Raw genomic sequence first — 19882 nt, forward strand, 5'->3', positions numbered from 1 at the left:
TGATACAAAATTACTGTAAACGTTTACGAAACTTTTCAATATTACCTTACATCAATTCATTAGTGATGTCAAGGAATTTGTCTGAGGGGATTATTCAGAAGCGTTGTTCAAATAAAAAGGGCAATCGCGTGTTTATTTCACACACAATTGCCCGACCTAACATAAATGTTTCATGTGACAAGGAACCGTACATTCCTTACACTCTATTGTATTGTATAGGAACCTCTGACCATAACGTATGCTTCTGTCAAAGCCAAAAGGCCCCTCCCGTCGTTTCGAGGTATGAGCAACAGATGATTTAGGCCGATGCGCTGGCCGGTCATCAAATCAGCTCCTCCGGTAACATCAGAGACACCGTTGGCGCCATTATCAATGGCGGTGGCTTCTCCGCTTCGCAGAATGATCTCGGTACCTTCTCCGCCGATCATTTTCTGCCCTTCAATCAATTGAACTGCTTTATATGTCCCCGAGGATACACCTGTGTTTTTCAGCTGTGCAATTTGACTATCTACATAACTTTTTGTGACCACCGGATCACCTTCCGATCCCGGAGAATCTGCGGCGGCTGCCGCATATACCGTCAAGGCAAACACTGAAACAATGATAACCAACCCTGCTACAACTCTCTTCATCTGTTCCTCCTAAAAATCTATCATCCCTAAACTGATTGTGAGCGCTTCATTTACTTCTGCTATGATATCTTCATCGACTTTTCCGATTCTTTCTTTGAGCCGTTTTTTATCAATGGTTCTGAGTTGTTCTGTCAGCACGACCGAGTCTTTGTTTAAACCGTGACCCAACGCACCAATTTCAACATGTGTAGGCAACTTTGCCTTGTTTATCTGGGAGGTAACCGCCGCTACAATAACTGTAGGGCTGTATTTATTTCCAATATCATTCTGCACAATAAGAACCGGCCTTACTCCACCTTGTTCTGAGCCAATGACGGGACTTAGGTCTGCAAAAAAAATATCACCTTTCTTAACGATCAAGTCATTCACTCTCCACTAAATATTTTTCATAGCTTTCAAGATCTCTCCTGTCCTGATCAAGTCCTTCTTCGGAAAGACTGGCATTCAGAGTTCCCATTTCTTGATATCCAGCCGTGATTTCGCTGATTCGCTCCATCGAAAAGCTGTTTCTCATAGTTGTAAAATCAAACATTTGCTCACCTCATACATTTTCTGCAACATCCATTTTCCATAACAAAGAGTACTATTTTTATTATAATTCCTGATGAGTCAATGTGTCAAATGCCTTATTTCTCCATTGGTTCGTGGGTATCTAAAATGCTTTTGATCGCCAGTGCCGACATATCAGCTATATCTGTAGCGATTAAACCATACTCTCCCATTCGGTCCGAAGCAAGATCTCCAGCCAACCCATGGAGATAAACTCCAGCCACAGCGGCTGATTCACTGTCGAGACCCTGGCCTGTGAGAGCGGCAATGATGCCTGACAGCACATCTCCGCTGCCTCCCGTGGCCATTCCGGGATTTCCTGTAGTATTAATATATGTTTTGCCCTCCGGTGTTGCCACAACACTTCCGGCACCTTTCAGCACCGTTACCGATCCAGTGCGTGAAGCCAATTCCATGGCGGACCTCAGCCTGTCCTCATTGATCTCAGCCGCTTTCCGTTCCAATAACCGGGCTGCTTCCCCCGGGTGGGGGGTAAGGATCAATTTGGCCCGAGCCTCCTTCATGATCTCAAGTTCTCCTTTTAGGAGGTTCAAACCGTCTGCATCGAGCACCACAGGCTTATCGGTAGCTCGTAATATTTTTTTAATCAGTACACCATCCTTCGCATCAACTCCCAACCCCGGACCGATGACAATTGCCGTATATTGCATCAAGTCCTCAAGTAAACGCTCTCTGGATAAGCAGGTGGCCTCCGGTACTCCGATCTGCAGGATGGGAAAAAGCTCTTCTGGAACAGAGACTCTTACAAGGCCCGCGCCGGTTCTAAGAGCTGCTCTTGCGCATAATACTGCTGCTCCTGCCATGCCCTTTGATCCTGCATAGATCAAAATTTTTCCGCAATCACCCTTATGTATATCCCTATCACGTTTCTTAATGAGAGTATTGACATAAGACTTAGTAATTAAACCATTATTTTTCATTTTTCTCACCCCAATTCAAAATAAAATAGATTCATTCTTAAATCTCATGATAGAATTCCCCGGTAGTTCCTTTTATAACCATGCATTTCTTTATCCCTGTAGAAGAACAGCCGCGGCAGACAGCATTTTCGGACTGAATCACTCCCGAAAGAACACTGCCCCGCCGCGGCTGTTTTAAATCTGATTCCATGAGACTCATGGTTAAATCCCCAAAATAAATGATGCCAGTGCAAAATATGTCACTACGGATACCATATCCGTCAAAGATGCGATCATGGGGCTGGCCATCAGCGCAGGGTCGATTCCCACTTTTTTCGCAAAGATAGGAAGCATGCTGCCGATGGTTTTTGCCGCAATGACAATCAGCATCATCGATCCGCAGACGGTCGCTGCAATCATCGTACTCTGTCCGTCCATCCAGAAGATTCTGGCGAAGTTCAGTGCACTGAGCACCAGACCGATGAGAAAACTAACCCGCAGTTCTTTCCATAGAACACCGAGCGCATCGCTGGTCTCCACATCTCCTAAAGCAAGGCCGCGAATGACAAGAGTAGCGGATTGCGACCCGGAATTTCCTCCTGTACCCATCAGCATGGGCATGTAGGTTACCAATACGATGACCTTGGAAAGGCCTTCTTGGAAATTGGAGATGATGCTTCCCGTAATCACATAGGAACACATCAGAACAAACAACCAAGGCAGACGATTTCTCACGTGATGCCAAACACTCATATCCAGATATTCCTCGGTGGAAACAGCCATACCGGCCATTTTATGGAAGTCCTCCGTAGCCTCTTCATCGATGACATCCAAAATGTCGTCTACGGTGATGATTCCCACAAGCCTGTGCTCATTGTCTACAACAGGAATCGCCAGGAAACCGTATTTTTTAAATGCATCGGATACATCCTCCTGATCATCCAGCACATTCACATAGATAATATCTTCATGCATCAGATTGCCTACTTGAACCTCATCATCAGAAACAACCAGAGTTCTGAGGGATACGATGCCCAAAAGTCGTCTTCCTTCATCCTTGATATAACAGGTGTAGACCGTTTCCCGATCCATCCCTTCTTTTTTGATGTAAGAAAGGGCTTCCGCTACGGTCATATTTTTTCTAAGACTGATGTAATCCGGCGTCATCAGACTGCCGGCACTGGTTTCCGGGTAATTCAAAAACGTGTTGATGAGCCTACGCTCTTCTTTCGTAGACTTTTCAAGAATTTTATCCACTACATTTGCAGGCAGTTCTTCCAGCACGTCGATCATATCGTCGAAGGCAAGCTCGTCGATGATATGCTCTACTTCCCTGTCGGTGATAACCGATATAATTTCAATTTGATCGTCGATAGGAAGGTACGCAAATACCTCCGCAGAAACGTCTTTTGGCAGTGTTCGAAACAGGATAATCGCTTTTTCGATTCCCAACTCCTCGATAACCTCTTCCAGAATTTCTGCGATATCAACGGTATTATTCTTTAAAATTTCATCTCTTGCTCTGCTGTATTTTTTCGCGTCTAACAGTTCAAGAATGGTCTGGATGATTCCATCCATTACAGATTCGTTCTCCATGGGACTTACCTCCTTTATTCGCTTCGTTGATTTGAGTACAAATCAGTGTCACTGCAGGAAAATGTCAGGTCCCAGCCTAACCGTTATGTAGCATTTCGGAGAACTGCCTTAAAGGCACTTGAAAGCAACGGTGAAAGCAAGGACTTTACTATTTTCAATTATGATATTCATCCGCTCGTGACTCGGTCCTAAATCCATTACTTTCACTCCTTTTCAGATAATTTTGTGCGATGCCGCCGCTGCAGACTCTTCCCCCTGCTCAGCAGGTCCAAGATACTGCAAAATAAAATAATGGTTAGTTTTCTACACTAACCATTAAATTATAACTTATTTTTATTTTATTTTGCAAGCGTTTTAAAAATAAAATCAGATGACCATGATCCTATACTTCTAAAACAGCACCTGTATTGGCAGAGGTGACCAATTTTGCGTATCTTGCCAGATATCCTGATTTCACTTTGGGCTCAGGCTTTACATATTGGGCTCTTCTTGTTTCTATCTCCTCGTCGGACAGTTCGACGGCAAGCTTTCTGCCCGGGATGTCAATGTGAATGATATCTCCATCTTTCAGCAGACCAATCAACCCTCCACTCATAGCTTCCGGTGAAACGTGACCAATGGATGCTCCTCTGGATGCACCTGAGAATCTTCCGTCAGTAATCAGGGCAACGTCTTTGTCTAGACCCATACCCGCGATGGAGGATGTAGGCGAAAGCATTTCTCTCATACCCGGTCCACCCTTGGGTCCCTCATATCGGATCACGATGATGTCACCCTTCTTGATCTTTTTATCCCAGATTGCGGCAGAAGCTTCTTCTTCGGAATTAAAAACTACCGCAGGTCCGGAGTGGGCAAGCATTTCTTCGGCTACAGCGGATTCTTTTACCACTGCACCGTCAGGAGCAAGATTTCCTCTCAACACCGCAAGTCCGCCCCTGTTTCTGTAGGGTTCATCGATGGGCTTAATCACGCTGTAATCCGCAACGGGAGTGACTGAAATATTTTCGCCGATGGTTTTTCCGGTAACCGTGATACAGTCCTTGATAATCAGATCTTTTTTTGTAAGCTCATTCATAAGTGCAGGAATTCCTCCCGCTCTATGAAGATCTTCAATATGATGATGCCCGCTGGGGCTCAGTTTTGCGATATAAGGGGTCTTTTCGCTGATCTGGTCAAAGAGTTCCAGATTCAGCTTAATTCCCGCCTCATGAGCAATTGCAGGCAGATGAAGCACTGTATTGGTGGAACCTGCCATAGCCATGTCGACAGTGATGGCGTTGCGGAAAGCATCCACGGTCAGAATATCTCTCGGCTTAATGTCCTTCTCTACCATCTCCATGATTTTCACACCTGCCATCTTTGCCATTCTGACTCTTTCGCCAGTATCAGCCAGTGCAGTGCCGTTATACGGAAGGCCCATTCCAAGGACCTCAGTGAGGCAGTTCATGCTGTTTGCCGTAAACAAACCGGAGCAGGAACCACAGCCCGGACAGGCGTTGAGTGCAACCTCTTCCAGTTCATCCTCAGTGCAATCACCATTGCGATACGCACCGATCTTTTCCATAATACTGTTAAAATCCAGTACGTTCCCATTGGAATATCCGGCTCTCATGGCACCGCCGCTAATGACAACAGCAGGGATATTCAGCCTTGCTGCGGCCATCAGCATACCCGGAACAATCTTGTCGCAGTTGGGAATCAACACAAGACCGTCAAAAGCATGTCCCTTTGCCATGGCCTCAATGGAGTCAGCAACCAATTCTCTGCTAGCTAAGGGATATTTCATTCCGTCATGCCCCATAGCGATGCCGTCGCAAATTCCGATAGATGGGAATTCAACAGGTGTACCTCCTGCCAGAGAAACGCCCTTTTTTGCGGCCTCAGCAATCCGATCCAGATGCATATGCCCCGGCACGATTTCATTTTGGGAATTGACGATCCCGATCAGAGGCCGATCTATTTCTTCACGAATATATCCCATTCCATAAAATAGCGTACGCACTGACGCGCCGGAAGGGCCGCTCTTAATCTTGTCACTGTTCATTTCTGTTACCTCCATTCATAGCAACAGGCTGACGTCCACAATTCTCGTCTGATACGCATCGTTTTCAAAGAGAGCACCAGTCAACCCATTCTATATAGATTTAATGTCTTATTATCTGACAAATCCGAATAAATTAATGGATCTATTATACATGAAATTGCCAATGTGGTCAAAAGGTTTTCCATTGAGAATAACTATGCTGAATTTTGATAACTATGTTGCTTTTTGATGAATTTTTTGATTTTTCAGTTTATTAGGTGTAGAATATCTTGGAAGTTCTTTACGATTAAACGGAGGTGAGTAAATTTGAAAAGAAAGATTTTATGTTTTTCCCTAGCTGCTCTATTGGTATTCGGAAGTGTTGGCTTTGCATTTGCGGATACGGTCTATACTGTCAAAGACGGTGATGCTTTGTGGAAAATAGCAAAAAAGTATGAGACGACCTGGCAGGCATTAGCAGAATACAATAAGCTTGCGGATCCAAATCTGATTTACACAAATCAGAACATAACAATACCAGGCAATGTGCAAAAGCAGGAGCCAACTCCGGCAACAGCTCCCGCTCCAGTTACTGCAGAACCGATTTCTGCCCCAGTGCAGGCAGAACCAAAGGTTCAGATTCCGGCTCAAGTTCAGTCTGACTATGACAAACTACTTGCTGCTGTAGATCACCAGTATGCTTACAACATCGCACTGGAGTTGTCAACAAATCCGAAATACTGGTCTTCCAGTATCGGAACCAGAACAGCAGGCAGCGATGCAGAGCATAAGGCGGCAGATTACCTTCTTTCTGAAATGAAGAAGCTTGGTCTTACCGACACGGAAAAAGTAGCCACAGATGTGACCAAGTGGCAGTTCAACGGCGCTTCCCTCTCGCTTGCAGGTGACAGCAAGATCATTCAGCCCCACTCCTATGCTACAGCTGCTACTCCAAAAGACGGAATTACCGCAGAGATCGTCTATGTGGAAAAAGGAACTATGCACGATTATGACGGCATTGATGTGAAGGGTAAAATCGTTCTCATTGATTTGGATCAAAGAGCAGATTGGTGGATTACCTATCCAATGCTCGAAGCTGAGTTTCAAGGCGCTGCCGCTATCCTAAGTGCAAATGTAGGCGGTTTTGCTCAGGTTAGCAAGGATGCCCTCAATTCTCAGGATATCTGCGGACCTACCAGTATTCCCTGTGTCAGCATCAATGTGAATGATTCCGATTACATAAAAGCGAAGCTGGGAAAAGGTCCGGTGAACGCTACACTCAAGGTGGATAACGAAGTATCCGCAGGCGGTACTTCCTATAATATTATGGGAAAAATCAAAGGCAAAAGCTCCGAGCAGCAGATCGTGATTGGCGGACACTACGATATGTATTTCAAGGGCTTCCAGGATGACAGCTGTGCCGTCGGCCTTGTCCTTGCTATGGCTAAGGCGATGAAGGACAGTGGCTACGTTCCGGATAACGACATCGTATTCGTCATTCATGGCGCCGAGGAATGGGGTACCACTTACAGCTTGTTTGACTGGACAACCGGGGCATGGAATATGATTAACAAGGCTCACCCAGAGTGGGTTGGGAAAACCCTGGCATTCATCAACTTTGAGCTTCCTGCTTATGAATTTGCCGATTATACCAGCGTTTATTCCGCTCCGGAGATGTATCGGATGATTGATTACTACGTAAATGAGTATCCGCTTTCACCGAACCCAGTTAACTGCTTCCCAGCAGGAGTTAAAACTGCCGGGTATCAGACTTATACTTACTCCGATGATTTCTCCTATTATGCAGCCGGTGTGCCTTCCACGGTAAATGGCTTCCTGCTCCAGGAGGATATGGAAACTGTATTTCCATTCTATGTGGATCGTTACCACACTCAATTTGATGATCCATCAACGTATAACAAGGATGTAATGGAGTTCAACATCAAGTTCTACGGTGCACTCGTTTCTTATATTGACAAGACACCAGCGCTCTATCTCGATTACACATCACAGTATGACAGACTGCTCGCTGCCTTTGACGAAGAATTCTGCAAAGCAGCAGGCGGAGATTCCGAAGCTTATCTGTCAGCACTGAACGAACTGAAAACAGCAGCCGAAGCAGCGACAAAGAAGATCTTGGATCTCAATAAGGAATATAACAGTGCGGTCATCTCCGGTGCAGACCCATTGAAAATAAGTCAGCTTGCTTCGGAAGCGAAAGCGCTAAATAAGAAAAATCTTAAGGCGTTCAAATTTGCACAGGATCAGTTCCTTGGACTGATGTATGAGCGACCTGTCGTGCCTCACGAAGCGCCTCAGGAAAACATTCAGCTGATGCAGTCAATCATCGATTGTCTGAATAAGGGTGACGCAGTAACAGCAGCAGACGAATATGCTTGGCAGGTAAATAATATCCTTGAGTGGTACAGTATGTATTTCAGCCCTGAAGTCATCGCTCAGCAGAATGATATGTTCTGGGGCAAGGACAATCAGGATAACCTTTATTGGGGTACCGGAAGGAATTTCATACCAGCGAATGTTGAAGCAGCAACCAGAGGTCTCATGGAGAAGTACGATACAGCAGGTGCAGACTTCTCAGCGGAGATCGGCGTTTATCAGAAGGCCATCGATGCTCAGAACCTTATCTACAGAGAGAAACTTGTCAAAGAAACCGCAGCGATGCGCGATCTTGCAAAAATGCTGAAATAATCAGTACTACTCTAAACTAAGGCTCAATTAGTTGGCACCTTGAGGTCTGAAGCCTTGAAAACGATTGCTTCTCTTAAAACCAAATTACTGCGAGGTGGGGAATTCCCACCTCGTTTTATTGTTTCTTAAAATCAAATTGTTCAAGAATACTAAAGTTCCTGTATAAGAAACCGATAATATTATATTACCCATTATTCATGCTGGTTCAGTTAACATACTCCAGATATAATCTATGAATTGAGCAGAAAGTGATGAAGATGTACAGAAAAATGTCTGTAAAAAATTGGTTTTACCGTTTCGATAAAATAATTAACAGGATACCGATTCTAATTGCAATAAGAAAAGGTCTCACCTATATGATACCTTTACTTTTATTGGGCTCCTTTGCTCTATTGATTAATAGTCTCCCCATACCCTTCTACCAGAGTTTTATGGCTCAAAGTTTGGGAGAAGACTGGGGGCTGCTTCTAACAGTGATTCATGACAGCACCTTTGGAATGATGTCTCTTTTCATGGTGATCTGCATCAGTTATTCCTACGCCAATGAGATCGGGCTAAAAAAAAATACCAGCCCAATCATAACTGCGTCAGTATCCCTCGCATCCTATCTTGCAATCAGTGAAATCAGTATCGAAAATTTTCATATTTCAAGTTTCGGTGCCTCGGGTATTTTTATGGCGATCGTGGTATCTGCCAGTTCCTCCGTTCTCTTTCTGAAATTTTCATCGCTCAATGCATTCAAATTGAAAGCCTATACGAATGGGGCAGATGCGGTTTTCAAGCAAGCGCTTTCTTCCATCTTTCCCGCCGCCGTAACCGTTGGAATCTTTGCTGCTATAAATGTCACTTTATCCAATGTCTTTCACATTGCCAGTATACAGGAGTTTTTATCCACATATTTCAGTACGCTTTTTACGAGAATTGAATCGCCTTTCCTTAGTGGTTTACTATTCGTCATTTTAATTCATCTCTTTTGGTTTTTCGGAATGCACGGCAGCAATATATTGGAGCCGGTGACCCAAGCGGTTTTTCAACCTGGAGTTGAGGTCAACCAAAGACTTATAGAAGCCGGACTAACACCCGATATTGTTTTTACCAAGACTTTTATTGATTCCTTTATTCTGATGGGCGGATGCGGAACTGCTATTTGTCTTGTAACCGCAATCCTCCTAGCCGGTAAATATAAAAACCAAAGAGAGCTGGCGAAACTGTCCGCACTCCCTCTGTTGTTTAATATCAATGAACTGGTGGTCTTTGGGCTGCCAATTGTTTTGAATCCGATTTTTCTGGTTCCCTTTCTTTGCGTGCCTGTTCTTTTGACCTTTACGGCATTCTTTGCTGTCTATTATGGTTTTGTACCGTACACAATTCACGCGGTTGAATGGACAACCCCGATCCTGCTGAGCGGATATATGGCGACACAGTCTATCAGCGGCAGTATCCTTCAGCTGTTCAACTTCGTTCTGGGAACTGCTTGTTACATCCCCTTTGTGAGACTGTCAGAAATGGCATCACAAGAACAGATCAAGCTCAATCTGAAAAAGGTCTATTCCGTATATAAGGAAAATGAAGAGCGAGGTTATCCCCCTGCTCTTTTATCCAGACATGACGAGATTGGTAATCTGTCCAGATTTCTGGCTTCTGATCTCGCAGATGATCTAAAGAATGAAAATTTAAAGCTCTATTATCAGCCTCAAACTGATTACAATGGAAAAATTTTTGGAGTGGAAGCGCTGCTCCGCTGGAATCATCCAGTCTATGGTTATATCTACCCGCCATTGATCATCGCTTTAGCAGAGGAATCCAGCATCATCGACAATCTGGGACGATGGATCTTCAACAAAGCTCTTGAGGATCTCGGCAAACTTAGAAATGCCGGTTACAGTGAAATCTCTCTGTCGGTGAACGTTTCCGCAGTCCAGCTTGAAAATGAAACCTTAATCTCATGGCTGAAAAACAAAATAGAAATGAATCAATTGCCCTTCCACTCAGTAAAAATCGAAATCACAGAGCAAATCGCCTTGGCTGGCAGCCACAAGATAATGGACCAAATTGACTCCATAAAGCAGCTTGGAATCAAGCTTGCCATGGATGACTTCGGTATGGGACACAGCTCTTTGAAATACTTGAAAGAGTATGAATTTGATACCATCAAGCTTGATGGAAGTTTAATCCGCGAGGTGGTTAGCAACAGCAACTGCAGGAATATCATCTCATCTATTGTTTATCTTTGCAACTCTTTAGACTGCTCTATCATTGCAGAATACGTAGAAGCAGAAGATCAGAAAAATATTCTCTACCAGCTGGGATGCGAAAAATACCAAGGGTACCTATACAGTGAACCCCTTCCCTATGAAGCACTGGTACAATATCTTATCAGCAACACCGGGAAGAAACGCTGACAGAGTTCAGCAAGTTCTAGTCTGTTATAAAGGTTCTATGTCAATTATTTAGTGGTTTTACATCAATCAAAAGGCCCGTCTGATTACGCCTGCTGCGTATTCAAACGGGCTTTTCTGACTTTATTATATTTTATACAAAACCAAAGAGAGAAGGAAGCCATAAGGACAAGCCCGGGACATATGTGGTTATAATTAATGTGGGAATCCAGGCAAAAGCGATATAATACATTGTCGGTTTCATCATCTCGTTAATGGGAGCATTTCCAATCCGGGAACCGAGATAAAGGAACGGTGCAGTCGGCGGTGTAACACAGCCAAGACCCAGGTTTACCCCCATGATTGCAGCAAAATGAACAGGATTAACGCCAAGCTTCATTACCACCGGCAACAAAATCGGTGTACAGAGCAAAATTGCGCTGGTATCGTCCATAAGCATCCCGATGATGATCAGGAACAGGTTGACAAACAGAATTAAAACAAAGGTATTGTCTGTAACAGAAGTCATTGCCTTTAAAATCATCTGCGGAACATCTTCCATTATGTAGAGTCTCGATAACATCATAACCGATAACAGCATGATCATGACAACTCCAGCTGTGGTTCCTGCAGTGACCAGAGCCGACTTGAAGCTTTCCTTGTTTAAGCCCTTGTAGAACCAAATTCCGACTGGGATTGTATAAATAACGGATACTGCCGCAGCTTCCGTAGGAGTCAGAAATCCGCCATAAATACCGCCTAGTATTATGATGGGAGCAACCATTGCCGGCAGCGCACGGGAAGTTCTCTTGCCCAGAGTTTTTAAATATACTTCCGGAGGCATTGGATCTCTCAATTTGATATCCTGATTCTTACGAAGCAGCCAAAAGGTTGTACCGCTGAGGAGAATCACTAGGATAATACCGGGAATCACAGTAGCCAGGAAACAAGCCAGAACAGATTGACCGCCAATAAACGCATAGACAATCATATTCAGGCTGGGCGGAATCAACAGGCCAAGTAACGAAGCACTTGAAATTAACGCTGCGGATACACCTCTGGGATAGCCAGCGGCTGCCATTCTGGGAAGCATAATCGTTCCGATGCAGGACAAGGTAGCAAAACCACTTCCCGAAATTGCTCCGAAGAGTGCACAAGATATAACCATAACGGCACCAAGACCGCCTTTGACCCGACCTACAAACATTTCAACCCAATTGATCAAGCCTTCTCCGATTCCGCTTCTCTCCATTAAATTTCCTGCTAGAATAAAAAGCGGAATAGCCACTAGAATCAGCGAACTGACTTTACTGAACCCATATGGCAACAAAAAGGTATAGTCATAGCCGCCGCCCACTACAATAACTAGAGTAGAAGCAAAAAAGGCAAAGGGAATCGGAACTCCCAGCAGCAAGATTACGATGAGTACTATGACTGCAATTGCTACAAGCATTTCGTTACACCCCCTTGATATCGTCTGCCGGCGGGTCTTTTGAAATTGTCTTGGTGATGTACTTGCCGACAAAAGCTTTTGCTTCATCATATAGATATACCAAATTATAAAAGGTTGCTATAACAAGACCAAACAACAGTGATGACTGAGAAATCGTAACAGGAATTCTCCACACAGGAGTTTTTGTCCCCATGACGATGGTCCATTGAAACAGCTGCAAAGCCCATAGGAGAAAAACAAATCCCAATATGAGCGAAAGTGTGTTGCGAATTAATGCCAGCAGGGCTTTATAAAATCCCTCAGGCATCATAACGACGATGACATCCGCCTTGATATGACTGTTTTCATAGCTTCCATATGCTGTACCCATCATATATAACCAAAAGGCACAAATGATAAGTATTTCTTCATATCCTAAAAAATTAATATTCAGAGCCCTGGTAATTACCGCTGCAAAGGTGATAATTGTCACAAGGCAGGACGATACAACCAGCCCGCCGCGAAGAAACTTTGCAAGTCCTCTCCAAAAAGCTGTTTGTTCCAAATGATTCATTGATAGCCTCCTTTCTCGCAAAGACTCACCAAAGGGAAGGTCCGGCCTTCCCTTTGTCTTTTATCAGGATTGTTGCTGAAAGTTGATCTTTTCATAAAGCCTGATACTGTCTGCTGAGAAGAATTATTATTGTGCGCTTTCCAGTTTTTCGACTTCAGCTTTCATACCATCCATCAGTTCTTTGCCCAGAAGTTCTTCCATCTTGGGCCATGATTTCTCACGAACGAAGTTTGCGTATGTATCGACCTCTTCCGGAGTAAATTCAACAACCTTTACACCGTAATCATCAGCCAGCTTTTTCTTATAATTTTCTTCATTTTCCTGTGCCAGGTCAAAACTCTTTACGCTCTGCTCCTGAAATACTTTGACTACTGTCTCCGCATCTTCCGGAGTCAGTTTTGCAAGCGTCTTTTCACTGACAACATAACTGGTTGCTTCTGCATGGATGTAGTTTACATACATAAATTTGATAACCTGCCCAACCCAAGCATAGTTGATATTCGGTGTTCCGCCAACCCAGCCGTCTACTACCTTTGTTTGAATGGCTGTAGGAACTTCTGCGTAAGGAACGGTGATTGGGTTAAATCCCAAATCTTCCTGTGCAACACGGAAGGTTGCCATTGCAGGGCTTCTAGTTTTAACTTTTTTATTTGTTCCCGGTGTAGTCATGGCATTGGGTTCAGACACAAACGCCATCCCTATGAATCCTTCCAGTACAGTACCAAGGAATTTGACTCCGTTTTGTTCCGTCAGGCCTCCGATTACACCGGAAAGGTATGAATCGGGCGCATAAAGGATTTTTGCTTCGTCAAAGCTCTTTGCATAATATGGTACATAAGCAGCTCCCAGTCTGGCATCTAGAGCATCAGGTATTGTGATCTGTCCCAGATCAATGGTTCCTCTTACGATTTCTTCATAGACGGTTTCATAGCCTCCCAGCTGGCTTGCCGGAAAGTATTCAATTTCAACTCGTCCATCAGTTCTTTCCTTTACGAGTTCGCAGGCTTCTTCATTCAGCCCTGTCGCAATATGCTCCAGAGGCGCATCGGATGCCAATCTCAAAACGATGGGCTCGCCGGAACCTTCGCTTCCTGACACATCTCCTCCGCCACTGCCTCCTTTACTTCCTCCGCAGCCTGTAAAGCCAGTAAGCACTAATGCCAAAATCAAGAGCATTACAATCCATTTTTTGTTCTTCATCTTTTTCTCTCCTCCTATAAAATAAATCCATAAAGCGTTTTGCCGATTCAGCTCTTTATCTGAAAGAAAAAATAGTAATCTTTTAAATAAAAAAAAATCAGCTTATGAATTTAAGCTAATATTACGATTATTCTGAAAATTTCGCAATACTTCAAGCCCATGCTTAAGATTGCTTTAAACGAAATTTAAACTTACCCTAAAAAAGGAGGAGAAAATTTTAAATAGATTTAAGCCTATTTCAAAATTTAGATTGTAACTCTACTATAGATCTCTCTCATAACGATCCCGATACAAGACGATTTTTTCCCTTGTTTTTTGGTCGGCAGGGAACGCCAGGCTCCCCCCTGCAAAGACAAGGGTATTGGCAGCCAATGCGAGAACAGCACAATAGCTAACACTAGAGCTAGTATTAGCAAAGGTTACTGCCAGTACAAGAATCCCGGTAAGTACCCCGCAAGCCGCAGCTTTTCCATTGGACCTTTTCCAAAAAAGCGCTCCGGCAACGGGTATAAAGATTTGCGCCGTACCACTCATTCCAATGGTGCCTGTATTGATGATCATTACAGGATTATTGAGCAACAAAATATAGGCTGCAGCAGATATGATCAAAACAGCCCATTTCCCCACTGAAGTAAGCTTTTTCTCCGAGATATCCTTATTGATATAGCGTTTATGTACATCGATGGTATAAATGGCTGCAACAGCATGTATCTGGGAATTGGCGGTAGAAAGTGCCGCTGCTGCCACACCGCAAAAAAGCAAAGCACACAGAACCTCATCACCATATTTCAGAAGCATGATGGGAATGATTGCATCTGACTGATATGCATCTGGAATCAACAGAATTCCTGCACTGCCCGCCAGCATCGTACCCACACATTGAATCGCAGCAATGGTGATGAACAGCGGTATCATATTGAAGATTCTCTTATTTTCTGCCGAATAAAATCGAATCCACATAGGAGGTCCCATCAATGCCCCGATGGGAACGGTGACGAACATGCTAATCCAAAGAAGCGCTCCCGCATCTCCCTTGGGACCTGGAAGCACCACATTTTTTTCGTTGATTGCAGTAATGGTTTGAAATACATATTCTGCACCGCCCGCTTTATTCACGAGGAAAAATCCGATAAATATCATGGAAAGAAACAGACAAGTGCCATAAAAAATATCCGTCAGAGCCACAGCCCGAAGGCCTCCCGCCCAAAGGTAAATAATGATGATCAAATAGAATATCAAACCCGATATTCTCCATGGAATCATGCCGTCTGATGCAACCTCAATAATATATGCGCCGCCGGAAAGTTGAATCTGCAGATATGGTATTGTAAAAAGGATCATAACGGCAGTAACGATAAAGCTTAACGGTTTATACTCATAGATATCCTGAAAGAAGTCAGTTGGCGTGATATATCCGTTTTCTTTTCCGTAAAACCAGACTCTTTTTCCAATCACCATGAAAAGGATACCAAACAAGGCATCCCATCCGATAGCAGTCATGTAAACAGGCCCCATCTCATAAAAATATCCACCGGCGCCGAGAAAGGCAAAAGCACTCATCCAGGTGGAATAAACTGTAAAAATCAGCATTACAGCAGGCATCTTTCTACTTTGCAGGAAGAAATCTTCAATGGTGGGCACGGACTTATTCCTAGCTAGCTCAGCAAAGATCAGCGGAATAAAAGTGAACACAAACACGATCATTAAAACAGGGGTAGATGCTTGCATAACGATACCTTTCCGAAATTTTCAGAATTATTTTACTTTATTATAGCATGGCTTTCCATTATAATAAAGTAGATCTAGACAGGCGTATCACCCATGGATTTTGAGCTTAGAAACTGGATATATCTGTTATTGAATCATCAGTGTATGCGCTGTAATTGCAGGAGGGCAGATTTTGTACTTACCCAGTTTGATCTTTACATTTATCATACTGACCCTTTTGATGTCTTTTGTCTATTTTTATATGTTTGCAAGAAGTCAGGAACGTTACATCAGATATTGGGGGTTATGCTGGGTGGCTTATTCCTTAAGCCTGCTTCTGTTAATTCTGTCCATCAACAAGAACATACCCGAACTTTTGGAAATCCGAAAGATATTTGATTTGGCCAACATTTTATTTTTGCTATTCGGAGCATATGCCTTCATGCATACACAGATTCCTACCTACTGGTATCGTTTTTCTCTTTACCTTACCATGTGGCTGCTGCTTGGAGTCTATTACGACTTTGATCATCTTTCAATCTACCTTCCCATGTCTATGTATCAGACCATCGTCACAGCAATGATCAGTTTCATCGTATACAAATACTGGTCCATTCCTCCCTTTGAAAAAGGGCTTTCTATCAGCGTCTTTATTCTATGGGGTGCCGGAAAGGCCGTCCTGTCGATCTTTGAAACCTTTTATCAGGATCTTTCGACCCTTTATCTGACAGAAATTATTTTCTCTAATATATTGAACTTCTCCATTTTTATTATTTATCTTCAAAAGACAAAAGACGAGGTAAAAATGGCGGATCGCCTTTATCGGATCATTGCAGAAAATGCAACGGACGTTATTTTTTATTACGCGCTAAAGCCTCAGCCTGTATTTACTTATGTTTCCCCTTCCGTTGAAACCTTAACTGGCTATACGCCCGAAGAGTTTTACCAAAATCCCAGATTTTATTTTGAAATTGTGTCGCCGGATCACTTTGATGAGGTACGATCTATTTTTGACGGCAGCCTGTCTCCAAATCGGGAAAACATATTTTTGATCAATCATAAAAATGATTCCGTATTCTGGGGAGAATTCAATATTTCCGTGATACGAAAAGAGGGCATCCCCATTGCCGTTGAAGGCATTATACGGGACGTCACTCGAATGAAAAATGCAGAGATTCAGCTTAAATCCGCCAAGCAGTCCCGCGATCTGCTGCTCTCGTACATATCACACGAACTAAAAACTCCCATCACCGCAATTTTGGGTTATATCAATGCACTCAATGACGGTACCATCTCCGATCCTGACGAAAAAACATCGGCTATGGAAATCATTTCTTCAAAGGCTCTGCTGCTGGAGCACCTGATTGCAGACCTGTTCCAGCTATCCAAGCTGGAGAGCAATCAGTTCTCATTTAATTTTATGCATCTTTCCGCACTTGATTTTTCTAGGCAGATGATAGAGCAGCATCTGCTGGATATGAAATCTGCCGAAATCAAACCTTTAATCCATACGGACATTCCTGCCCTTCAGGGTAAAAACATCATTGCAGATCCAAAGCGAATTGATCAGGTCTTCTCAAATATAATCTACAATGCAATTAAATATACGAAACCCAAGGATAAGATTAAAATCACCTTTGGTACGGATCCTTTTGCTAGAAATTATATTGTTACCATTACAGACAGCGGAGCCGGAATCCCCAAAGAGGACCTTCCTTATATCTTTGATCGTTTCTTTAAAGCTCACACACCGACCCGTTCAGGGATACAGCTTGGCAGCGGGCTAGGACTTACCATATCAAAGGAAATCATCAATGCACACAAAGGTTCCATATCTGTAAAAAGCCATCCTGGCAAAGGAAGTACGTTTACATTTTCTATCCCTCTTTATTATGATTAACGAAAGGAGCCAAACCCATGGCTGGCGAAAAAATATTAATTGTTGACGATGAAAAACCCATCAACGATCTGATCCGTTCCTATATAACCAGAGAGGGCTTTATCCCATTTTCCGCCTACAACGGTGCAGAAGCTCTTGTTCTCATTCAATCTGAAAAACCGGATTTAATCATCCTCGATATTATGCTTCCCGATATCGAGGGAATTGATCTTTGCCTTGAAATCAGGAAGACAAATAACAGTCCCATCTTGTTTTTAAGCTGTAAATCAGAGGAAATCGACAAGATTATAGCGCTTTCTGTAGGCGGGGATGATTATATCTCTAAGCCTTTTCTTCCAGGCGAGCTTATCGCAAGGATCAAAGCGCATCTGCGAAGGCAAAAGACATCCATAAATGCAATGTCGGCTCCTAAAGAAGAAATACATGAATTTTTGGGTCTTGTAGTGAATATGCAAACAAGAGAGGTACATGCAAACGGACAGCATACAAATCTCACGGCAAAAGAATTTGATATTTTGAAATTACTTATTGAGAATCCAAAAAGAATTTTTACAGCGGATCAAATTTTCGAGTTGATATGGAAGACAAACAGTCTGGGCAACGATGCAAGAACTGTTATGGTCTACATCAGTACGCTTCGAAAGAAACTGGAAATCAGCCCGGAAGGAACAAAATATATTCTGAGCATAAGAGGTGTCGGCTATAAGTTTAACCACAAATTGCTGGAATCGCGTTAAGTTACAGGATAAGGTGCTCTTGCAATGTCGGATAAGATGATCAAGATCTGCAGGAATACGATCATCTTGGGCTCCTGCCCCAGTTCTCCCTGTAGGCAAGGTAAATAACAATGCAAAGGTACAACCACCAAAAGATCATGTACGCATAAAGAAACGGCAATCCAAATATAAATGGCCTCGCCATCTTGCCAACAATCAGAATCCCTGGAAATTCTATGGCGCAAAATCCGATCAGAATCATCATCCATATTATTTTCATTCTTCTCGTTATTTTGCTTTTCAAAATACCTTGCCTCCAAGAGAAAAGTCGTTTCACTTTCTATTCCATCACGATCAATCCGTTCTTAAACATTATGCAATGATCGCTTTCTCATTACAATAGATTTTACTCGAGTTTTTGATATTATTTTAGTCGCAATGCTGCGATTCATAACCAGTCAAGGTAAAGGGCTATGAAGCGTATCTTTTATTTGACGGGCAAATGCCGCAGCTCTCTCTTCTATTCCTTCTATTTTCAGCAAGCTGCCCGGATCATTAGCGGTTTCAAGCATAGCAAAACGACTGGGCAGTATAAATGTTTTGTTCATATTCAGTCCGCTGATCAGCTGCTGTGCCACGATATCCCCGCCACTGTATCCTGAGACAATCAAGCCAAAGAGATATTTATCATAAAAGCTCGTCATCTTTAGAAGAGCGGTAAGACGATTAATAAAAGCTGCCAGGTTGGCACTGATGGCATCGTTGTAATTTGGGCAGATCATAACTAATGCATCGCATTCCAAAATGGCGGGATAGACCTGTTCAACGATTACACCGCCATAAATACAGTTTCCCGATTCACCGAAGTATTTGCAGGTCTTATACGGACAACCGATACAATCCATAACCGCACCATTTTTCAGTGATACTTCGGTGATAGAGCAGTCTTTCAGATGGTGCTCAACAAGCTTCCATAAATCCAAAGTATTGGATCTGGAGTAATTGCCTGCATGGAGAATAAGGATGTTCGGTTTATCAGGTTTAGGCGGATTAAAATCAGCAATCTTATTTACCAGCTCCCTGCCGGAATACATATACGCTTCCAAATGATCTAATTCCAGATTTCGAGCGGCTACATTGAAGTTCCTTAGTGATCCTGTTCCCTCGACCAGTGCCTTGCCAGGAAAAGTGCAGCCTGACTGGTTGGCACTAAAGGCCAGTTCCCTTCCCACCGATTTGGTAAACAGCTCGGTACTGCCATCGAGGATGATCCCTCCCACGCTTCCTTCAAAACAGTTGCGTTCCTGCCTGATTCTCTTTAAAATTCCATAATACTCAAGGTTTATCCCCGATTCTCCCAGCGAAATGGCAAACAGGATTTTTTTCTGCTTGAGCGTTCGAAACTCCTCTGCTGTTGTAATGGTTTCATAGGTATATCCCTGAAGGCTATATTCTAAAATAGCGTCCAGCCGCTTTGTTTTGCTCTTTTCACTGCAGTAGGGTCTAATCAATGTTATATCAGCCATCTTATCTCCTCCATGATGTC

At 43.3% G+C, this 19882-nt stretch carries 15 protein-coding genes; 4 read left to right on the forward strand and 11 right to left on the reverse strand.

What is annotated here, in order from left to right:
• Positions 1 to 203: 203 nt before the first annotated feature.
• The 5 genes from FRZ06_08075 to ilvD form a co-directional block, all read right to left on the reverse strand.
• A complete protein-coding gene (locus FRZ06_08075) occupies positions 204 to 632 on the reverse strand; it encodes a hypothetical protein (GenBank protein QOX63308.1) in 429 nt (142 codons plus the stop codon).
• A gap of 9 nt (positions 633 to 641) precedes the next feature.
• Positions 642 to 992 carry a type II toxin-antitoxin system PemK/MazF family toxin gene (locus tag FRZ06_08080; protein ID QOX63309.1) on the reverse strand — a complete coding sequence of 117 codons (351 nt, stop codon included), beginning with the start codon at positions 990 to 992 and terminating at the stop codon, positions 642 to 644.
• Positions 993 to 1258: 266 nt separating this feature from the next.
• A complete protein-coding gene (locus FRZ06_08085; GenBank protein ID QOX63310.1) occupies positions 1259 to 2122 on the reverse strand; it encodes an NAD(P)H-hydrate dehydratase in 864 nt (287 codons plus the stop codon).
• Between the two features lie 201 nt (positions 2123 to 2323).
• Positions 2324 to 3679, reverse strand: coding sequence for a magnesium transporter (gene mgtE, locus FRZ06_08090; protein QOX65878.1), 1356 nt, complete (start codon positions 3677 to 3679; stop codon positions 2324 to 2326).
• Positions 3680 to 4079: 400 nt separating this feature from the next.
• Positions 4080 to 5741: a dihydroxy-acid dehydratase gene (gene ilvD / locus FRZ06_08095; protein ID QOX63311.1), complete on the reverse strand. Its 1662-nt coding sequence runs from the start codon at positions 5739 to 5741 to the stop codon at positions 4080 to 4082.
• A 306-nt stretch (positions 5742 to 6047) separates the two neighbouring features.
• On the opposite strand from ilvD, the gene FRZ06_08100 reads away from it, so the two are divergent.
• Positions 6048 to 8429: a M28 family peptidase gene (locus tag FRZ06_08100; protein ID QOX63312.1), complete on the forward strand. Its 2382-nt coding sequence runs from the start codon at positions 6048 to 6050 to the stop codon at positions 8427 to 8429.
• A gap of 251 nt (positions 8430 to 8680) precedes the next feature.
• On the forward strand, positions 8681 to 10831 hold the full coding sequence (locus tag FRZ06_08105; protein QOX63313.1) for an EAL domain-containing protein: 2151 nt from the start codon (positions 8681 to 8683) through the stop codon (positions 10829 to 10831).
• A gap of 130 nt (positions 10832 to 10961) precedes the next feature.
• Here the strand turns inward: FRZ06_08105 and FRZ06_08110 are convergent, their stop codons facing one another.
• The 4 genes from FRZ06_08110 to FRZ06_08125 form a co-directional block, all read right to left on the reverse strand.
• A complete protein-coding gene (locus FRZ06_08110) occupies positions 10962 to 12260 on the reverse strand; it encodes a TRAP transporter large permease (GenBank protein ID QOX63314.1) in 1299 nt (432 codons plus the stop codon).
• 4 nt (positions 12261 to 12264) lie between these two features.
• On the reverse strand, positions 12265 to 12813 hold the full coding sequence (locus FRZ06_08115) for a TRAP transporter small permease (protein QOX63315.1): 549 nt from the start codon (positions 12811 to 12813) through the stop codon (positions 12265 to 12267).
• Positions 12814 to 12939: 126 nt separating this feature from the next.
• Positions 12940 to 14013: a hypothetical protein gene (locus FRZ06_08120; GenBank protein QOX63316.1), complete on the reverse strand. Its 1074-nt coding sequence runs from the start codon at positions 14011 to 14013 to the stop codon at positions 12940 to 12942.
• Between the two features lie 261 nt (positions 14014 to 14274).
• Positions 14275 to 15741: a sodium:solute symporter family protein gene (locus FRZ06_08125; GenBank protein ID QOX63317.1), complete on the reverse strand. Its 1467-nt coding sequence runs from the start codon at positions 15739 to 15741 to the stop codon at positions 14275 to 14277.
• 172 nt (positions 15742 to 15913) lie between these two features.
• Between FRZ06_08125 and FRZ06_08130 the strand changes: the two genes are divergently transcribed.
• Together FRZ06_08130 and FRZ06_08135 are read left to right on the forward strand one after the other, a co-directional pair.
• On the forward strand, positions 15914 to 17620 hold the full coding sequence (locus FRZ06_08130) for a PAS domain S-box protein (GenBank protein ID QOX63318.1): 1707 nt from the start codon (positions 15914 to 15916) through the stop codon (positions 17618 to 17620).
• Positions 17621 to 17637: 17 nt separating this feature from the next.
• Positions 17638 to 18357, forward strand: coding sequence for a response regulator transcription factor (locus FRZ06_08135; GenBank protein ID QOX63319.1), 720 nt, complete (start codon positions 17638 to 17640; stop codon positions 18355 to 18357).
• Between the two features lie 61 nt (positions 18358 to 18418).
• Here FRZ06_08135 and FRZ06_08140 read toward each other — a convergent pair whose 3' ends face one another.
• A complete protein-coding gene (locus tag FRZ06_08140) occupies positions 18419 to 18640 on the reverse strand; it encodes a hypothetical protein (protein ID QOX63320.1) in 222 nt (73 codons plus the stop codon).
• Positions 18641 to 18794: 154 nt separating this feature from the next.
• Complete coding sequence (locus tag FRZ06_08145) at positions 18795 to 19862, reverse strand: NAD(P)H-dependent oxidoreductase (protein ID QOX63321.1); 1068 nt, start codon at positions 19860 to 19862, stop codon at positions 18795 to 18797.
• Positions 19863 to 19882: the final 20 nt, after the last annotated feature.

The organism is Clostridiales bacterium (assembly GCA_015243575.1).
GTDB lineage: Bacteria > Bacillota > Clostridia > Peptostreptococcales > Anaerovoracaceae > Anoxybacterium > Anoxybacterium hadale.